The organism is Streptomyces sp. NBC_00568 (assembly GCF_026341855.1).
Taxonomy (GTDB): domain Bacteria; phylum Actinomycetota; class Actinomycetes; order Streptomycetales; family Streptomycetaceae; genus Streptomyces.
In genome coordinates this window covers 5,946,978-5,964,468 of record NZ_JAPENW010000001.1, presented here as the reverse complement: position 1 = coordinate 5,964,468, position 17,491 = coordinate 5,946,978, and the positions used below count along the sequence as shown (strand labels likewise).

Below are 17,491 nucleotides of genomic sequence, written 5' to 3'. Positions count from 1 at the left end.
GACGGGAGTCAGGAGCGATGAAGAAGAGTCACCCCATACGGCGGTTCATGCTCGCGACCGCCGCCACCGTGTCCGGAATCGTGCTGCTGCTCGCGCTCAAACCGGCGTCCGATCCGGCCGCCGCGTCGGCGCAGGGCGGAGCGGCGCCCCAGCAGACCGCGGCCGGGCAGGAGTCGCCGCAGGGCGGCAGTGCCCAGCAGTCGGGTACCCGGAGCGTCACCGGTGACGTGGTGAAGACCCAGTACGGGCCGGTCCAGGTGCGGCTGACCATGAGCGGCGGCAAGATCACCAAGGCCGACGCGGTCCAGGCGCCCGAGGGCGGAACCAGCGGCCAGAAGACCGCCCTCGCGGTACCCGAACTCAACAAGGCGGTGCTCACCGCGCAGAGCGCCGACATCGACACCGTCTCCGGCGCCACCTACACCAGCGGCGGATACAAGAAGTCCCTGCAGTCGGCCCTGGACAAGGCGAAGACCGCCGGCGGCTCGTCGGAGTCCTCGGGAGCGGCCGGGGCGGCGTCCCCGTCGCCGAAGGCCCCGGCCGCGGAGACCCGCATCATCACCGGCACGATCGCCCAGACCCAGTACGGCCCCGTCCAGGTCCGTCTCACGTTCATCGGCACCAAGGTCACCAAGGCCGAGGCGGTCCAGGCACCGAGCGGCGGGCGCAGCACGGAAGTCAGCGACAACGCGGTCCCGAAGCTCAACCAGGAGGCCGTCGCGGCCGGCGGCAGCGCCGACATCGACGCCGTCTCCGGCGCCACCTACACCTCCGGCGGATACAAGAAGTCGCTGCAGTCGGCCCTGGACAAGGCCGGTGGCTGAACCCGCGGAGGAGGCACCGCCGGCGCTGCGCCATGCCGAGGAAGTGATGGGCACCGTCTTCTCCTTCGACGTGCGCGGCGGGGAACCGGCCGTCGTGCGGACGGCGTTGGAGGAGGCGATCGCCCGACTCCACCGTGTGGACGAGGTGTTCAGCACCTACCGCGAGGACAGTCAGATCTCGCGGCTGGTGCGCGGAGAGCTCACCGTCGAGGAGTGCGACCCGGAGGTCGCCGAAGTGCTCGAGCTGGGCGCGGAGGCGGAACGGCTCAGCGACGGCTGGTTCAGCACGCGGTACGAGGGGCAGCTCGATCCGACGGGGATCGTCAAGGGCTGGGCGGCCGAACGCGCGGCCCTGCACCTGGTCGCGGCCGGGGCGAGCGGGGTGAGCGTCAACGGCGGCGGCGACGTGCAGCTGTGCGGCGTCCCCGGGCCGCACCGCCCCTGGCGGGTGGGCGTGTCGGATCCGCTCCGCCCGGGCTCGCTCGCCGCCGTGGTCTCCGCGGCCGGCGTCGCCGAGCTGGCCGTGGCGACCTCCGGCACCGCCGAACGCGGCGCCCATATCGTCGACCCCCGCACCGGCAAGTCCGCGGTCACCGACCTGCTGGCCGTGACCGTGGTGGGCCCCCGTCTGACCTGGGTGGACGCCTGGGCGACCGCGGCCTTCGCGATGGGCTCGCGGGCGGGTCTCGACTGGCTGGAGTCGCTCCCGGACGTGGAGGCCCTGCTCATCACGGCGGGCGACGAGGTCAGATGCACGGGAGGGCTCGCCCGGCGTCTGGGGTGACCGGGTCCCTTCAGGGGCAGGAGCGCGGGCGCCCGTCGGTCGGCCGTGCCCGCCCCCGTGTCAGAGGCACACACAAGCCGAGGCGCACCCCTTTCCGGGGCGCGCCTCCGCCGTCGTACCTGTCAGTGATGGTTCTGGGCCAGCCGCAGCAGGTGATCGGCCAGTGCCTGCCCACCCGTCGGACCGCGGCTGATCAGCAGCAGGGTGTCGTCACCCGCGATCGTCCCGAGAATGTCGTGCAGCTCCGCCTGGTCGATCGCCGAGGCGAGGAACTGAGCGGCCCCCGGCGGGGTGCGCAGGACCACGAGATTCGCCGAGGCCTCCGCGGAGATCAGCAGCTCCGAGGAGAGCCTGCGCATCCGCTCCTCCTTCGCCGACTCCCCCAGCGGCGCGCGCGGGGTGCGGAACCCGCCCTCGCTCGGCACCGCGTAGATGAGGTCGCCGTCGTTGTTGCGGATCTTCACCGCGTTCAGCTCGTCGAGGTCCCGGGAGAGCGTCGCCTGGGTGACGTTCAGCCCGTCGTCGGCGAGAAGCTTCGCCAACTGGCTCTGCGAGCGCACCGGTTGCCGGTTGAGGATGTCCACGATCCGGCGGTGGCGTGCGGTGCGGGTCTGCGGCACGGCAGGCCCTGCGTGCTCGTGGTCCTGCGCCTGACTCATCGTCGTCGTCCCATTTCCCGTGATCATCCGTCCCCGTTGGCTGCGTCGAGGATGCCGGGAAGGGCCCGGAGGAACGCGTCCACTTCGTCATCGCCGAGATTCAGCGGCGGCATCAGCCGTACGACATCGGGGGCGGGCGCGTTCACCAGGAGACCGGCGTCCTGAGCCGCCTGCTGCACCTGGGGCGCGAGCGGCTCGGTGAGCACGATACCCAGGAGCAGTCCCGCACCCCGGACATGGTCGATCAACGGATGGCCGGAACCCTCGATCCCGTCCCGCAGTTTCTCGCTCGCGCGCTTCACGTTCTCCAGGAGTCCCTCGGACTCGATCGTGTCGAGCACGGCGAGTCCCGCGGCGCAGACGACCGGGTTGCCGCCGAAGGTCGTGCCGTGGTGGCCGGGCTTCAGCAGCCCGGCGGCGCGGCCGAAGGCGACGGTGGCACCGAGCGGCAGTCCGCCGCCGAGGCCCTTGGCGAGCGTGACGACGTCGGGCAGGACGCCCTCGTGGGCCTGGTACTCGAACCAGTGGCCGGTACGGCCGATTCCGGTCTGCACCTCGTCCAGCACGAGCAGGGCGCCGTTGGCCGCGGTGATCGCGCGGGCCGCCTTGAGGTAGCCGGGGGGCGGCACGACCACGCCGTTCTCGCCCTGGATGGGCTCGATGATCACCAGCGCGGTGTCCTGGGTGACCGCCTCGGCGAGGGCCTGCGCGTCCCCGTACGGGACATGCGTGACATCGCCGGGCAGCGGCAGGAAGGGCTCCTGCTTGCCGGGCTGGCCGGTGAGCGCGAGGGCGCCCATGGTCCGGCCGTGGAAGCCGCCGGTGGTGGCGACCATATGGGTCCGGCCGGTCAGCCGGCCGATCTTGAAGGCGCCCTCGTTGGCCTCGGCCCCCGAGTTGCAGAAGTACACCCGGCCCTCGCGCCCGAAGAGCTGGAGCAGCCGTTCGGCGAGCGCGACGGGCGGTTCGGCGACGAAGAGGTTCGAGACATGGCCGAGGGAGCCGATCTGCCGGGTCACGGCCTCGACGATCGCGGGGTGGCCGTGTCCGAGCGCGTTGACCGCGATGCCGCCGACGAAGTCGAGGTACTCCTTGCCGTCGGCGTCCCACAGTTTGGTTCCGGCACCGCGGACGAGCGGCAGTCGCGGGGTGCCGTAGTTGTCCATGAGCGCGCCCTGCCACCGCTGGGTGAGCTCTTCGTTGCCGGTCATGCCGCGTCCCCCGCTTCCTCGTCGTCCGGCACGACCATCGTGCCGATGCCTTCGTCGGTGAAGATCTCCAGCAGGATCGAGTGCTGGACCCGGCCGTCGATGACACGGGCGGTGGTGACGCCGTTGCGTACGGCGTGCAGACAGCCCTCCATCTTCGGCACCATGCCGCTGGCCAGCTCGGGAAGGAGCTTCTCCAGCTGGGAGGCGGTGAGGCGGCTGATCACCTCGTCGCTGTTCGGCCAGTCCTCGTAGAGACCCTCGACGTCCGTGAGGACCATGAGCGTCTCGGCGCCCAGCGCGGCAGCGAGTGCCGCAGCCGCCGTATCAGCATTGACGTTGTAGACATGTCCGTCGTCCTGGCTCCGGGCGATCGAGGAGACGACCGGGATCCGGCCGTCGGCGAGCAGCGCCTCGATCGCGCCCGTGTCGATGGCGGTGATCTCGCCCACCCGCCCGATGTCGACCAACTGGCCGTCGATCGTGGGCTGGTGCTTGGTCGCGGTGATGGTGTGCGCGTCCTCACCGGTGAGGCCGACGGCGAGCGGTCCGTGCTCGTTGAGGAGTCCGACCAGTTCCCGCTGGACGTGTCCGGCCAGCACCATGCGGACGACGTCCATCGCGTCCTCGGTGGTGACGCGCAGGCCCGCCTTGAACTCGCTGACGATGCCGTGCCGGTCGAGGGCGGCGCTGATCTGCGGTCCGCCGCCGTGCACGACGACCGGCTTGAGGCCCGCGTGGTGCAGGAAGACGATGTCCTGGGCGAAGGCGGCCTTCAGCTCGGCGTCGATCATGGCGTTGCCGCCGAACTTGACGACGACGGTCTTGCCACGGTGCCGGGTCAGCCAGGGCAGCGCCTCGATGAGGATCTGCGCCTTGGGCAGAGCGGTGTGCTTCCGGGTCACATTACTCACGACGAGTACGCGCTGTTCTCGTGGACGTAGTCGGCGGTGAGGTCGTTGGTCCAGATCGTGGCGGTCGCGTCGCCCGCGGCGAGGTCCGCGACGATGTGGACCTCGCGGTAGCGCATGTCGACGAGGTCGCGGTCCTCGCCGACGCCGCCGTTCTTGCAGACCCAGACGCCGTTGATGGCGACGTTGAGGCGGTCCGGCTCGAAGGCGGCCGCGGTGGTGCCGATCGCGGACAGCACCCGGCCCCAGTTGGGGTCCTCGCCGTGGATCGCGCACTTGAGGAGGTTGTTGCGGGCGATGGAGCGGCCCACCTCGACGGCGTCGTCCTCGGTCGCGGCGTTGATCACCTCGACCTTGATGTCCTTGCTGGCGCCCTCGGCGTCACGGATGAGCTGCTGACCGAGGTCGTCGCAGACCGTGCGTACGGCCTCGGCGAACTCCGCGTACTCCGGGGTGACTTCACTGGTTCCGGAGGCGAGCAGCAGCACGGTGTCGTTGGTGGACATGCAGCCGTCGGAGTCGACGCGGTCGAAGGTGGTGCGGGTGGCGTCGCGCAGCGCCCGGTCGAGGTTCTCGCTGTCCACGTCCGCGTCGGTGGTGAGCACGACGAGCATGGTGGCGAGGCCGGGGGCGAGCATGCCGGCACCCTTGGCCATGCCGCCGACGGTCCAGCCTCCCCGCGTCACGACCGACGTCTTGTGCACGGTGTCGGTGGTCTTGATGGCGATGGCGGCCTTCTCGCCGCCGTGCGGGCCGAGTTCGGCGACGGCCAGGTCGATGCCGGGGAGCAGCTTGTCCATCGGCAGCAGTACGCCGATGAGGCCGGTCGAGCACACGGCGACGCTGCCGGCGCCCAGGTCACCGAGCGCCTCGGCGACCTTCTCGGCGGTGGCGTGGGTGTCCTGGAAGCCCTTGGGTCCCGTACAGGCGTTGGCGCCACCGGAGTTGAGGACGACCGCGGTCAACTGGCCGCTCTTGAGGACCTGTTCCGACCAGAGGACCGGCGCGGCCTTCACACGGTTGGAGGTGAAGACGCCCGCGGCGGCGCGGCGGGGCCCGTTGTTGACCACGAGGGCCAGGTCCGGGTTGCCGTTCTGCTTGATCCCCGCGGCGACTCCGGCCGCGGTGAATCCCTGTGCTGCCGTGACACTCACGGTGCGACTCCGATCGTGGAAAGTCCCAGCTCCTCGGGGAGACCGAGGGCGAGGTTCATGCTCTGGACGGCACCGCCCGCGGTGCCCTTGGTCAGGTTGTCGATGGCGCTGATCGCGATGATGCGGTGCGCGGCGGCGTCGTACGCGACCTGGACCTGAACGGCGTTGGAACCGTAGACGGACGCCGTGGCGGGCCACTGCCCCTCGGGCAGGAGGTGGACGAAGGGCTCGTCGGCGAAGGCCTTCTCGTAGGCGGCCCGGACCGACTCGGCGGTGACCCCGGGCTTCGCCTTGGCGCTGCACGTGGCGAGGATGCCGCGGGGCATGGGCGCGAGGGTGGGTGTGAAGGAGACGGTGACGGGCTCTCCGGCGGCCGCGGTGAGGTTCTGGATCATCTCGGGGGTGTGCCGGTGGACGCCGCCGACGCCGTACGGGGTCATCGACCCCATGACCTCGCTGCCGAGCAGGTGCGCCTTGGGCGCCTTGCCGGCACCCGAGGTGCCGGAGGCGGCGACGATGACGGCCTCGTTCTCCGCGAGCCCGGCCGCGTACGCCGGGAAGAGGGCGAGCGAGGCGGCCGTCGGGTAGCAACCGGGCACCGCGATGCGCTTGGACCCCTCCAGCGCGGCGCGGGCGCCCGGCAGTTCAGGGAGGCCGTACGGCCAGGTCCCGGCGTGCGCGGAGGCGTAGAACAGCTCCCAGTCGGCGGGGTTCTTCAGCCGGAAGTCGGCGCCCATGTCGACGACGAGGACATCTGGGCCGAGCCGCTCGGCGACCGCGGCGGACTGCCCGTGGGGCAGCGCGAGGAACACCACGTCATGTCCGGCCAGCACCTCGGGGGTGGTCTCCGTGAGGACGCGGTCGGCGAGGGGCAGCAGATGCGGCTGGAGCGCACCGAGCCGCTGGCCCGCGTTGGAGTTGCCGGTCAGGGCGCCGATCTCGATCTCGGGGTGTGCCAGGAGCAGACGCAGCAGTTCCCCGCCCGCGTACCCACTCGCTCCCGCCACTGCCGCACGTACCGCCATGGAACCCTCCTCTTGGATGGCATGACTATACGTTTCGCTGCACGTTTATGCAATCTTGTTCCGCGGCTCGGCCTCGGCACCCGCGCGTACCCCGCCGACCGGCGGGAGCCGGACGCGCGCCCCGGCGCGCATCCGCACGATGATCCGATCCCCACCCCCGCGCCGGCGCAACCCCGACCACCCGGACATCAGATGATCGGACCCGAAGGAAAAGCACGGGCCCGCCGGATGAATTGCGATCAAACCCTGGCATCGGCCTCACCGGACACCACCGGCTTGGAACCATCCCCCACATGCGTCTCCCCCGGGGCCCGCGCACGGCTCTCCTCATCTGCGTCGCCGCGGCGACGCTCGCCGCCTGCTCCGGCTCCGGCTCCGGCTCCGGCTCCGGCTCCGACGGTCACTCGTCGGGCTCGGCGGGGTCCGCCCGTACCGGCGTCGCGGCTCCCTCGGCCGCGGCGGACGGCCGTCGGTCCGTGGTGACCTTCGCCGGGTCGTCGCCCCTGGGTTCCGCGTCCCTGCGCCACAACGCGGACCGGATGCGGGCGCGCGCCGAGGCGCTGGGACTCACAGATGTACGGGTGGAGGCACGCGAGGGCACGATCACCGTCACCGGGCCCACCGCCGACGAGAAGCGTCTGACGGAGCTGGGGGCGTCCGGCCGGCTCGGCTTCCGGCCCGTCCTGGCGGCGGAGACGCTCAGCCCCTCGCTCACGCCGCAGCCGTCTCCCAGTCCCGATCCGGCGCGAGGGCGGGCCGTCACCGAGGGTCTGCGCCCTCGTGCCACCGGGTCGGCGTCCGCCGGTGCCGCGCCCGGCCCGGCGGAGGGGAGCGCGGTCGACGCGGCGCTCCAGCGGCGCTTCGCGGTGCTGGACTGCTCACAGCGGCAGAGGCCGACGGCGGCGGACGGCGACGCGCGGGACTCCGTCGTCGCGTGTGGAGCCGACGGCGGCGCCGACTCCCCGCCCGTCAAGTACCTGCTGGGTCCGACGGCCATGGACGGGGCTCAGGTCGCCTCGGCCGAGGCCGCGCACGACGAACGGCGCAGCGGCTGGACCGTGCGGCTGGACTTCGACTCCGTCGGCACCAAGCGGTTCGCGGCCCTGACCGCAGAGCTGTCCGCGAACCAGGCACCACAGAACCAGTTCGCCATCGTCCTGGACGGCGCAGTGATCTCCGCCCCGTCCGTCAGCCAGAGCCTCGGCGGCGGCCAGGCGGAGATCTCCGGAGGCTTCACCCGGGAGTCGGCCGAGCAGCTCGCGGTCACCCTCGACTCGGGGGCGCTCCCGAACCCCCTGGCCGTCACCGAGGTGACCCGGCTTCCCGCCGCCTAGGCCGTGCGACCTGCGACGGAAGCTGTCGCCCGTGACGTGTGACGGACCGTGGTGCGAAGCCCCCTGCCCGACGGCCGCCGTTCCCCGGGGACCGGCGGCCGAGATCCCGGAAGGGCCCGGGCGGTGCCCCTCCCGGCGTACGGCTCGGGTCAGGAACGCTTGGCGGCCTGCTCCGCGTTCTTCTCCTTGATGCGCACCGCTTCCTTGCGCACCTCCGCCTGAGTGGCGCGCTCACGCCGCAGCCACCCGGGGTCCTCGGTCTTCAGCGCCTCGATCTGCTCGGTGGTCAGGGCCTCGCTGACGCCGCCGCGGGCGAGGCCCGCGATGGAGACACCGAGCTTGGCCGCGACGACCGGCCGCGGGTGCGGACCGTTGCGGCGCAGCTCCTGGAGCCACTCCGGCGGGTCGGTCTGCAACGCGTTCAGCTCGGCACGGGAGACGACACCCTCCTGGAACTCGGCGGGGGTGGCCTCGAGGTACACACCCAGCTTCTTGGCCGCGGTGGCGGGCTTCATCGTCTGGGCGGTCTGGTGCGAACTCATGGGTCAAAGGTATCGAGCGCGCGGGCTCCCGCCGACCATCGCCGGTACGGCCCCCGGGCACGCCGGGTAATCTGACGTGGTGACCGGCTCCGAAGCATCCCCCTCGTTCAGGCTCGCCTACGTTCCGGGGGTGACCCCCTCGAAATGGGTGCGGATCTGGAACGAGCGGCTGCCCGGCGTACCGCTGACCCTCGTCCCGGTGTCCGCCGCGGAGGTGTACGGCGTGCTGCGGAGCGGCGACGCGGACGCGGGCTTCGTCCGGCTGCCGGTCGACGGGGCCGACCTCAGCGCGATCCCTCTCTACACCGAGACGACGGTCGTCGTGGTCCCGAAGGATCACATCGTGGCGGCGGTCGAGCAGGTCTCCGGCGAGGACCTCGCCGACGACATCGTGCTGCACCCTCTCGACGACCCGCTGGACTGGGAGCGCCTGCCCGGGAAGCCCGCGCTGGAACGGCCCGCCGGCACGGAGGACGCCGTCGAGCTCGTCGCGGCCGGCATCGGGGTCGTGGTGGTTCCGCAGTCGCTGGCCCGCCTCCACCACCGCAAGGACCTCACCTACCGGACGGTCACGGACGCACCCGAGTCACGCGTCGCCCTGGCCTGGCCCGAGGACCGGACCACCGACCTGGTGGAGGACCTCATCGGCATCGTGCGCGGCCGGACGGTCAACAGCACGCGAGGGCGCTCCCAGACCCCGGCCGCGGCGCAGCAGAAGACCCCGGGCACGGCCAAGCCCCGGAAGTCGGACTCCGGCGGCGCGCGACGCAAGCCCGCGGCGGGCAGGACGGGCGGCAAGGCGACGGGCAAGAACCCCCGGAGCAGCGGTTCCGGCGGCCCGAAGGGCGGCGCGAAGCGCGGCAAGCCCCGCCGCCGCTCGTGACCCGGCGCCCCTGACCCAGCACCTCCGACCCGGCACCTCTGAGACCGGGCACCCCTGACCCGGCACCTCTGAGACCGGGCACCCTGACCCGGCACCCCTGACCCCGGCACCTCTGACCCGGCACCCTTCCGGCTCCGGCCGGGGCGGGCCGGAGCGGGGCGGAGCGTCCGGTCCAGGGCGGCGTTCGCGCGGCTCGGGCGCACCTCGCTCCCTGATCGCGGGCCACTTCGAACCGGCCCGCGGACCGCGCCCTCCGACAGCCCTTGACCTGGAGCGCACTCCAGGTTCTACGGTTTTCTCATGACCGGCGGACAGCCCCTCCCGCGTTCCGCGGAACCGACGCTCACGATCGCCCAGGTCGTCGAGCGCACCGGACTCTCGCACGACACGCTGCGGTACTACGAGAAGGCCGGCCTGATCGAACGGGTCGGCCGGACCACCGGGAACCAGCGGCGTTACGCCGCGACGGACCTGGCCTGGCTGGAGTTCCTGATCAGGCTGCGCGAGACGGGCATGTCCATCGCGGACATGCAGCGGTTCGCGGAGCTGCGCTCCCGGGGTGACGTCACGGTCGCCGACCGGCTCGCGATGCTCCGCGAACACCGCGCCGGACTCGAGGACCGGATTCGCGCACTGCGCCGGAACGCCGCGTCCCTCGACGGCAAGATCGACCACTACGAACGGCTGCTGGACCAGCCGGGATCGGACGGACCGACATGAGCGACACCCCGCAGAGCAGCGAGTCCACCACTCGCGAGGAGCGTTTCGAACACGGCCTGAAGATCCTCGAGCGCGTGGACGGCGAGGCCGGCCGGCGGGTGGTGGACGCGCTCGGCGACATCAACCCGGAGCTGGGCCACCAGATCGTCGCCTGGGCCTTCGGCGACATCTACGACCGGCCCGGACTCGCCCCGCGCGACCGCCAGTTGGTGACCCTCGGCATGCTCACCGCGCTCGGCGGATGCGAGACCCAGCTGGAGGTGCACGTCAACGCGGCGCTGAACGTGGGACTCTCCTCGGAGCAGATCGTCGAGGCGCTGCTGCACTCCGCCGTCTACTGCGGCATCCCGAAGGCGATGAACGCGACCCTGGTCGCGAAGAAGGTGTTCGGCGAGCGCGGGCTGCTGCCGGTCGGGCAGCAGCCCACGGCCGGCTCTGGCGCTGCCTGATCCTCAGGAACGTCACGGAGTTCGCCGCAGCGGGTACGGGTACGGGTACGCGACATGGATACCCCGCGGCTCTGTAGTTGATGTTGATTGTTCGGGATGTCAGACGTCGATCAATACTTCGAACGGCAAGATAAGGAGGGGCAGGAGCGCTTCAATGGGTCGCGCACCACCGGGCGGGACGGAGAGCGGGACGGTATGGGCGAGTTCTGGCCGGTGCGGGACGTGCTGACGTACCTGACCGGGAACTGGCGGGTGGAGCGCACCGTGCGGGACCTGGCGAGCGACGCGGAGGGGCGCTTCACCGGCACGACGGTTTTCGGACCGCTCGAGGACGCGGGGCTGCTGCATCACGAGTCCGGCACGTTCGTGTGGCAGGGCGTCCCACGGCCCGCGGAGCGGACGCTGCGCTTCCTGCCGGGGCCGCGCCCCGGGACCGCTCTCGTACGGTTCTCCGACGGCCGCCCGTTCCACGACCTGGACCTGACGAGCGGGCGCCATGTCGCCGACCATCCGTGCTCGGCGGACCTCTACCGGGGCGAGTTCACCGTACGGGACGAGCACCACTGGCGGTCCGTCTGGCGCGTGCGGGGGCCCGCGAAGGATCTGGTGCTCACCACCGGCTACGCACGCGTGGGCTGAGAGAACATCCCGTCGAAGCGCAGATTCCAGCGGCCCGCCCGGCCCGTCACGGTGATCGCCGACAGCGGGCGGACATCGATGTTCCAGTAGGTCGACGGCGGCGCCTTCAGGGCGTAGACCAGCGCGGCCCGGACCACCGAGGGCTCGGCCACCGCGACGAGGGTGCCGCCCTCGTCCGCGGGCCGGGTGTCGAGCCAGGCACCGACGCGGGCGATGAAGGACAGCAGACACTCGCCACCATGCGGCGTGGAGCGCGGGTCGGCCAGCCAGGCGTCCACGGCCTCGGGCTCGCGGGCCATGGCCTCGCCCAGGGTGAAGCCGCGCCAGCGGCCCATGTCGCAGTCGCGCAGGGCGAGCTGGACCAGAGGGGCGTAGCCGAGGGCGTCACCGGTGGCCCGGCTGCGGGGCGTCGGCGAGCAATAGCGCAGCTCGGCCGCCGCCAGCGGCACCAGGCCGGCGGCGGCGCGCTGCACTTCTTCCCAGCCCGCCTGGTCCAGCGGCCGGTCGTCCTCGAAGCGCTCCGCGAGCAGCGAGGAGCTGCGTGCGGCTGCGACGAACGTGACCCGATGCATGCGCAGATCGTGGAGCGCGGGACTCCGCAGGTCAAGGGGGGTTACGCAGGGTATCCAAATCTTCACGGGCGCCCCGGCTCCGGCCTGTGCTCCGGCTGAGCGAGCGCCCGGGACCCGATCCCCTCGCCCGGACGGAGGGCGCCGACACGGCGAGCGCGGCCCGCGGGACACGGAGCGACGGGAGACACCCGAGGTCAGGACTCCGCCCGTCGCGGGTTCGGCTCCGGGCGGGTCAGGGCCGCACCTCGTCGTACGCCGCCGTCAGTCTCCGTACCCCCTCCGTGATCTCCTCCGTCCCGGCCACCGCGGCGAAGCTCAACCGGAGCTGGGCGGCCGGGGGTTCGGCGCTGAAGTAGGGGCGGCCGGGAGTGACGGCCACCCCCGCGCGCAGGGCGGCGGCGACGAGAGCGGACTCGTCGGTGCCGTCCGGCAGCCGGACCCATAGGTGATAGCCGCCGAACGGGATGTGGGGCAGGGCGAGTTCGGGAAGCCGCAGCCGCAGTGCGGCGGTCATGGTGTCGCGCCGGGCCTTCAACTCGGCGGATACCGTGCGCAGATGGCGCGGCCAGGCCGGAGAGCCGACGAGTTCCAGCGCGGCCTCCTGGAGCGGACGCGGCACGAAGAAGGTGTCGACGACCTGGATGGCTCGCAGCCGTTCGAGCACCGGACCTCGCGCGGCCAGCGCGCTCACCCGGAAGCTCGGCGATGTCGCCTTGGTCAGGGAACCGACGTGCACCACGACCCCGTCCGGGTCCTCGGCGGCCAGCGGACGCGGGAGCGGGCCCGCGTCCTCGTGCACGAGGCGGCGTACGAAATCGTCCTCGACGACGAAGGCTCCGGCGTCGCGCGCGATGCGCAGCACCTCGCCCCGCCGCTCTGGCGCGAGCACGGCACCGGTCGGATTCTGGAACAGCGGCTGGCAGACGAAGACCCGGGCACCGGTGGCCCGGAAGGCGTCCGCGAGGAGCGCGGGCTTGACCCCGTCGGGATCCACCGGGACCGGGACGGGGCGAAGACCCGCGGCCCGGGCGATGGCCAGCATGCCGGGATAGGTGGGTGACTCGACCAGGACGGGGGCGCCGGGCGGCGCGAGCGCGCGCAGGGCGGTGGTCAGGGCGGACTGGCCGCCCGCCGTGACCAGCACCTCGGCGGCGCCGATCGCGCCGCCGATTCCCCGGGCGAACCACTCACGCAGCTCCGGCAGGCCTTCCATGGGCGGCCGGGACCACGCGCCGGGGCGGCGGCCCGCCCGGGAGAGGGCCGCGCCCATCGCCCGCTCCGGCTGGAGCGAAGGGTGCAGATAGCCGCCGTTGAACTCGACGACACCGGGTGGTGGCGCGGCGAGCGAGGCGAGCACACCGGAGGCGTCCACGGTGCGCGGGACGAGTTCGGCCGCGGCGTCCGCGCTGAGCGTGACCTCCTGCCAGGACGTGTCCCCGGCGGTGGACGTGATGGCGGCCCGGGGCTCGGCCCGGAAGGCGCCCGCACCGGGCCGGGTGACCACGAGCCCCTCGGCGGCGAGCTGCGCCAGCGCCCGCGACACGGTCACGGGACTCACGCGGAACCGCTCGACGAACGCCCGGCTCGACGGCAGCTTTCCCCCGGGAGAGTAGCGGTTCAGTTCCTGCCGCAGCTGATTCGCCAGATCGCCCACACTGCTACGCTCTTGCATGAGAACAGAGAGTAGCGCTATCGACGGGACCGGGATAGCGGTCAGCACCGACACCGACCTCACGTCCGCCGCGCGCACGGGGACCGGCCGGTGCACGGCCGGTGCGCGCGCCGTGACCGACGGGACCCCGGCCGGCTCACTCCACCGGCCCCCCGGGGCCGGCGCCGGGCGCCGGAACCCCTCTCCGACGGACCGCCGCTCCGGCACCCTCCAGGCCGCCCTCGGCGTCACCGCCTTCTCCCTCACCTTCCCCGCGACCGCCTGGGGCCTGGAGGGCTTCGGCCCCTGGTCCCTGGTGGCCGTACGCTGCGTGCTCGCCGCGGTCGTCGCGGGCGGCTGTCTCCTCGCCCTGCGGGTGCCCGTACCGGCCCGGCGGCATCTGGCCGGGCTCGGCGTCGTCGCCGCCGGAGTCGTCTTCGGCTTCCCCCTGCTGACGACACTCGCTCTTCAGACCTCGACCACCGCCCACGCCGCCGTGGTCGTCGGGCTGCTGCCGCTGACGACGGCGCTGTTCTCGGCGCTGCGCACCGGCGCCCGGCCGTCGCGGATGTTCTGGCTGGCGGCCTGCGCGGGTGCGGCCGCCGTGATCGCGTTCACCGTGCAGCAGAGCGGTGGCGCGCTGACCGGAGCGGACGCCTATCTGTTCGGAGCGCTGCTGATCTGCGCGGCGGGCTACACCGAGGGCGGTCGGCTCGCCCGTGTGATGCCGGGCTGGCAGGTCATCGGCTGGGCGCTGGTCCTGTGTCTGCCGCTCAGCGTGCCGGGCGCGCTGGTGGCGCTGTCGTACGAGCCGGTGCACTTGACGGCGCACAGCGTGACCGGGCTGCTGTGGGTCGCGGTCGGTTCGCAGTTCCTCGGTCTGGTCGTCTGGTACCGGGGCATGGCGTCGATCGGGATCCCGAAGGCGAGCCAGTTGCAGCTGGCCCAGCCGCTGCTCACACTGGTGTGGTCGGTACTGCTCCTCGGCGAGCGGCTCACACCGGCGGCACCCCTGACGGCGGCCGCCGTGCTCGTCTGCATCGCCCTCACCCAGCGGGCGCGGGGCTGACCCGTGTGCGCGGGCCGGGCCAACCTGCGCCGCCGGCCGTAGACTTGAGGCCACGAACCGTTACTCCCGTACAGGACGAGGAGACCGTTCAGATGCACGCAACCAAAGGCGACCAACTGGTGCAGCACGGCAGGGTTGTCGGCCAGCACGACAAGGTCGCGGAGATCACCGAGGTCATGGGAGCCGAAGGCGCTCCCCCCTACCGCGTGCGGTTCGAGGACGGTCACGAGGCCGTCTGCTCGCCGGGCCCGGACTCCGAGATCCGCCACAAGGACATGCCGCAGTAGAACGACCGGGACGGCCGCCGGGAGGCGGTCGCTCCCTCAGCGCGGGGGCTTCGCCGACCGCTGGTAGTGGTCGGCGACGACCCGTGCCATCGCGCCGACGCGGTCGGCACCGGCCTCCGCGGCCGAGAAGAAGACATGTCCGCGCACCTCGGCGTGGTCGCGGGCGAACGTGAGATGCCGGGAGAGTTCGGCGGGGTCCCGCCAGGCCGCGGGCTGCCCCGGGGCACCCGCCTTGTACAGCGCCTCCCCCGCGTACAGCTGGACGCCCGTCCCCCGGGCGACCTTCGCCCACCAGGGCAGCAGCTTCGCGTAGTCGGCGGCGGCGAAGCCGATGTTCCAGTACAGCTGCGGGCAGATGTAGTCGATCCAGTGCTCCCTGACCCATTTCCTGGTGTCCGCGTAGAGATCGTCGTACGTCTCGACACCTGCCCGGGTCGCGGAGCCGCGCGGGTCGCTCGACGCGTTGCGCCAGACCCCGAAGGGGCTGATCCCGAAGCGGGCCCCGGGGCGGACCTTCTTGATGCCCGCCGCCATCTCCAGCACCAGCCGGTCGATGTTGTGGCGCCGCCAGGCCGCCCGGCTCGCGAAGCCCGCGCCGTGTTCGGCGTACGCCGCGTCGTCGTTGAACCTTTCGCCGGCCACCGGGTACGGGTAGAAGTAGTCGTCCCAGTGCACGCCGTCGACCGGGTACCGGCGCACCGCGTCGAGCATCGCGGTCCGGACGAACGTCCGGACCGGGGGCAGCCCGGGGTTGTAGTAGAGCTTCCCGCCGTACCGCACGACCCAGTCCGGGTGGACGCGTGCGGGGTGCGTGGGGGCGAGCCTGCCGGGGTCCGGCTGTCCCGAGACGCGGTACGGGTTGAACCAGGCGTGCAGTTCCAGGCCGCGCGCGTGGGCCTCCCGCACCGCGGTGCCCAGCGGGTCCCAGCCGGGGTCCTTGCCCTGGACACCGGTCAGGTACTGGGACCACGGCTCGTACGGCGAGGGCCACAACGCGTCGGCGGCGGGGCGGACCTGGAAGATCACGGTGTTGAGGCGCAGGCGTACCGCCGTGTCGAGGTGGGCCAGGAGCTCGGCGCGCTGGCGCGCCGCGCTCAGGCCGGTGCGCGAGGGCCAGTCGCGGTGCGAGGCGGTCGCGAGCCACATGCCGCGCACGGCGGGCAGGGCCCTCGGCCGGTGCGGCGAGGCGGGGCCCGGGGCCGCCGCGGCGTCCCCCGCCGTGGAGAGCCCCGACAGTGTCGCGAGCGCGGCAGCCGTGAACGCCCGGCGTGGCAGTCGTCCCATCTCCGTACCCCCTACGCAGCGGATCCGCCCGGTCACGGATCGTCTCGATGGCCAGCATGCCCCACCCCGGTGATCGATCATCGATACTTGGGAGTAACGTGCACGTTCGGAGCAGGCACCGAACAACGGAGGACCTGCCAGGCCGTGCGGATCAGCGAAGGGGACGATGTGACCGACATCGAACGCGTCGGAGTGGTGGGCTGCGGCCAGATGGGAGCGGGCATTGCCGAGGTGTGCGCCCGCGCCGGCCTCGACGTCAAGGTCGCCGAGACCACCGGCGAAGCCCTGGAGATCGGCCGGACCCGGCTGTTCAACTCCCTCTCCAAGGCGGCGGGACGCGGAAAGATCTCCGAGGACGAGCTCAAGGCCACCCATGACCGGCTGAGCTTCACCACGGACCTCGGCGAGTTCGCCGACCGCGACCTCGTGATCGAGGCCGTCGTCGAGAACGAGCAGGTCAAGACCGAGATCTTCCAGGTACTCGATCAGGTGGTGACCAGGCCGGACGCGATCCTCGCCTCCAACACCTCCTCGATCCCGCTGGTGAAGCTGGCCGTCGCGACCTCGCGTCCCGACCAGGTCATCGGCATCCACTTCTTCAACCCGGCCCCGGTGCAGCAGCTCGTGGAGCTGATCCCGGCGCTGACCACCTCCGAGGGCACCATCGGCCGCGCCCAGCTGTTCGCCGAGAAGGCGCTCGGCAAGCACGCGATCCGCGCCCAGGACCGCTCGGGCTTCGTCGTCAACGCCCTGCTGATCCCCTACCTCCTGTCCGCGATCCGGATGTTCGAGTCGGGCATCGCGAGCCGCGAGGACATCGACAACGGCATGGAGATGGGCTGCGCCCACCCGATGGGCCCGCTCAAGCTGTCCGACCTGATCGGTCTCGACACGGTGGCCTCGGTCGCGTACTCGATGTACGAGGAGTACAAGGAGCCGCTGTACGCCGCTCCCCCGCTGCTCCAGCGCATGGTGGACGCGGGACGCCTCGGCCGGAAGTCGGGCTCGGGGTTCTACACCTACGGCCAGTGACAGCGGAGCGCTGACTACGTTCCGTAGAGCTCGGGCGGGCGCGGGCCCGGCACCCTTCGCGGTGCCGGGCCCGCGCCATTCACACGCCGTGTGCGCGCCGGGCCCGCATATGCCCGGCGCACACGCTCCCCACGTGCCCACCAGGCGAGTTGACTTTCCGTGCGCACACAAGGGATGTGCCGACTACGGAAAGGAGCGGACCCGTGACCGCCGACCCCGAGCATCCCGTGGCCCCCAAGGAACTCGCGGAGTTACGCCGATCTCTCGAAGTGGGATTGACCCGCATCGAGGGAGGACTGGCCCTGCTCACTCAGCGCGACGACCAGGCCGCCAAGGATCTCGACGATCTCAGTACACGGATCGTCGCGCTCGAACACACCCGCTGGCCACTGCCCACCGTCGCCGTCGTCGCGGCCGTGGGCGCGCTGGCCGTGGCGGTCTGGCAGGCTCTGGGCCACTAGGCC

The 17,491-nt window shown here is 72.2% G+C and carries 20 protein-coding genes; 11 read left to right on the top strand and 9 right to left on the bottom strand.

The window, feature by feature from the left end; translation table 11 throughout:
- Positions 1–17 precede the first annotated feature (17 nt).
- The gene (locus OOK38_RS25920) at positions 18–824 is read left to right on the top strand and encodes an FMN-binding protein (RefSeq protein ID WP_266756657.1); all 807 of its coding nucleotides are present in this window, start codon (positions 18–20) and stop codon (positions 822–824) included.
- Between the two features lie 46 nt (positions 825–870).
- Positions 871–1,608: an FAD:protein FMN transferase gene (locus tag OOK38_RS25915; RefSeq protein ID WP_266765596.1), complete on the top strand. Its 738-nt coding sequence runs from the start codon at positions 871–873 to the stop codon at positions 1,606–1,608.
- A 122-nt stretch (positions 1,609–1,730) separates the two neighbouring features.
- Here the strand turns inward: OOK38_RS25915 and OOK38_RS25910 are convergent, their stop codons facing one another.
- From OOK38_RS25910 to argC, 5 genes are read right to left on the bottom strand one after another with little or no spacing between them, the layout of a single operon-like run.
- Entirely contained in the window at positions 1,731–2,267 is a 537-nt protein-coding gene (locus tag OOK38_RS25910; RefSeq protein ID WP_266756659.1) for an arginine repressor, read from the bottom strand.
- A gap of 23 nt (positions 2,268–2,290) precedes the next feature.
- Complete coding sequence (locus OOK38_RS25905) at positions 2,291–3,478, bottom strand: acetylornithine transaminase (protein ID WP_266756661.1); 1,188 nt, start codon at positions 3,476–3,478, stop codon at positions 2,291–2,293.
- On the bottom strand, positions 3,475–4,389 hold the full coding sequence (argB, locus tag OOK38_RS25900) for an acetylglutamate kinase (protein ID WP_266756663.1): 915 nt from the start codon (positions 4,387–4,389) through the stop codon (positions 3,475–3,477). Before argB ends, OOK38_RS25905 begins: the two co-directional genes overlap by 4 nt.
- Complete coding sequence (argJ, locus tag OOK38_RS25895; RefSeq protein ID WP_266756678.1) at positions 4,386–5,540, bottom strand: bifunctional glutamate N-acetyltransferase/amino-acid acetyltransferase ArgJ; 1,155 nt, start codon at positions 5,538–5,540, stop codon at positions 4,386–4,388. The genes argB and argJ overlap by 4 nt, the downstream gene beginning before the upstream one ends.
- Complete coding sequence (argC, locus tag OOK38_RS25890) at positions 5,537–6,565, bottom strand: N-acetyl-gamma-glutamyl-phosphate reductase (protein ID WP_266756680.1); 1,029 nt, start codon at positions 6,563–6,565, stop codon at positions 5,537–5,539. Before argC ends, argJ begins: the two co-directional genes overlap by 4 nt.
- Before the next feature lie 293 nt (positions 6,566–6,858).
- Between argC and OOK38_RS25885 the strand changes: the two genes are divergently transcribed.
- Positions 6,859–7,899 carry a hypothetical protein gene (locus tag OOK38_RS25885; RefSeq protein ID WP_266756682.1) on the top strand — a complete coding sequence of 347 codons (1,041 nt, stop codon included), beginning with the start codon at positions 6,859–6,861 and terminating at the stop codon, positions 7,897–7,899.
- Between the two features lie 149 nt (positions 7,900–8,048).
- On the opposite strand, the gene OOK38_RS25880 is transcribed toward OOK38_RS25885, so the two are convergent.
- The gene (locus OOK38_RS25880; protein WP_266756684.1) at positions 8,049–8,441 is read right to left on the bottom strand and encodes a DUF5997 family protein; all 393 of its coding nucleotides are present in this window, start codon (positions 8,439–8,441) and stop codon (positions 8,049–8,051) included.
- 79 nt (positions 8,442–8,520) lie between these two features.
- Here OOK38_RS25880 and OOK38_RS25875 point away from each other — a divergent pair, with 79 nt between their 5' ends.
- From OOK38_RS25875 to OOK38_RS25860, 4 genes are all read left to right on the top strand, one after another.
- Complete coding sequence (locus OOK38_RS25875) at positions 8,521–9,324, top strand: LysR family transcriptional regulator substrate-binding protein (protein ID WP_266756686.1); 804 nt, start codon at positions 8,521–8,523, stop codon at positions 9,322–9,324.
- A gap of 300 nt (positions 9,325–9,624) precedes the next feature.
- A complete protein-coding gene (locus tag OOK38_RS25870; protein ID WP_266756688.1) occupies positions 9,625–10,044 on the top strand; it encodes a MerR family transcriptional regulator in 420 nt (139 codons plus the stop codon).
- A complete protein-coding gene (locus OOK38_RS25865) occupies positions 10,041–10,493 on the top strand; it encodes a carboxymuconolactone decarboxylase family protein (RefSeq protein ID WP_266756690.1) in 453 nt (150 codons plus the stop codon). The genes OOK38_RS25870 and OOK38_RS25865 overlap by 4 nt, the downstream gene beginning before the upstream one ends.
- A 195-nt stretch (positions 10,494–10,688) precedes the next feature.
- Positions 10,689–11,132, top strand: coding sequence for a DUF6314 family protein (locus tag OOK38_RS25860; protein WP_266756692.1), 444 nt, complete (start codon positions 10,689–10,691; stop codon positions 11,130–11,132).
- Here the strand turns inward: OOK38_RS25860 and OOK38_RS25855 are convergent.
- A complete protein-coding gene (locus tag OOK38_RS25855) occupies positions 11,114–11,704 on the bottom strand; it encodes a histidine phosphatase family protein (protein WP_266756694.1) in 591 nt (196 codons plus the stop codon). The genes OOK38_RS25860 and OOK38_RS25855 overlap by 19 nt on opposite strands.
- Before the next feature lie 232 nt (positions 11,705–11,936).
- Positions 11,937–13,376 carry a PLP-dependent aminotransferase family protein gene (locus OOK38_RS25850; RefSeq protein WP_266756695.1) on the bottom strand — a complete coding sequence of 480 codons (1,440 nt, stop codon included), beginning with the start codon at positions 13,374–13,376 and terminating at the stop codon, positions 11,937–11,939.
- Between OOK38_RS25850 and OOK38_RS25845 the strand changes: the two genes are divergently transcribed.
- Together OOK38_RS25845 and OOK38_RS25840 are read left to right on the top strand one after the other, a co-directional pair.
- Positions 13,375–14,424, top strand: coding sequence for a DMT family transporter (locus OOK38_RS25845; RefSeq protein WP_266756697.1), 1,050 nt, complete (start codon positions 13,375–13,377; stop codon positions 14,422–14,424). The genes OOK38_RS25850 and OOK38_RS25845 overlap by 2 nt on opposite strands.
- A 92-nt stretch (positions 14,425–14,516) precedes the next feature.
- Positions 14,517–14,711 (top strand): DUF1918 domain-containing protein, encoded by a 195-nt coding sequence (locus tag OOK38_RS25840; RefSeq protein WP_266756699.1) that lies wholly within the window; start codon positions 14,517–14,519, stop codon positions 14,709–14,711.
- Between the two features lie 36 nt (positions 14,712–14,747).
- Here OOK38_RS25840 and OOK38_RS25835 read toward each other — a convergent pair whose 3' ends face one another.
- Positions 14,748–15,995, bottom strand: coding sequence for a glycoside hydrolase family 10 protein (locus OOK38_RS25835; RefSeq protein WP_266848849.1), 1,248 nt, complete (start codon positions 15,993–15,995; stop codon positions 14,748–14,750).
- A 168-nt stretch (positions 15,996–16,163) separates the two neighbouring features.
- Between OOK38_RS25835 and OOK38_RS25830 the strand changes: the two genes are divergently transcribed.
- Together OOK38_RS25830 and OOK38_RS25825 are read left to right on the top strand one after the other, a co-directional pair.
- Positions 16,164–17,027, top strand: coding sequence for a 3-hydroxybutyryl-CoA dehydrogenase (locus OOK38_RS25830; protein ID WP_266756703.1), 864 nt, complete (start codon positions 16,164–16,166; stop codon positions 17,025–17,027).
- 203 nt (positions 17,028–17,230) lie between these two features.
- On the top strand, positions 17,231–17,488 hold the full coding sequence (locus tag OOK38_RS25825; RefSeq protein ID WP_266756705.1) for a hypothetical protein: 258 nt from the start codon (positions 17,231–17,233) through the stop codon (positions 17,486–17,488).
- Positions 17,489–17,491: the final 3 nt, after the last annotated feature.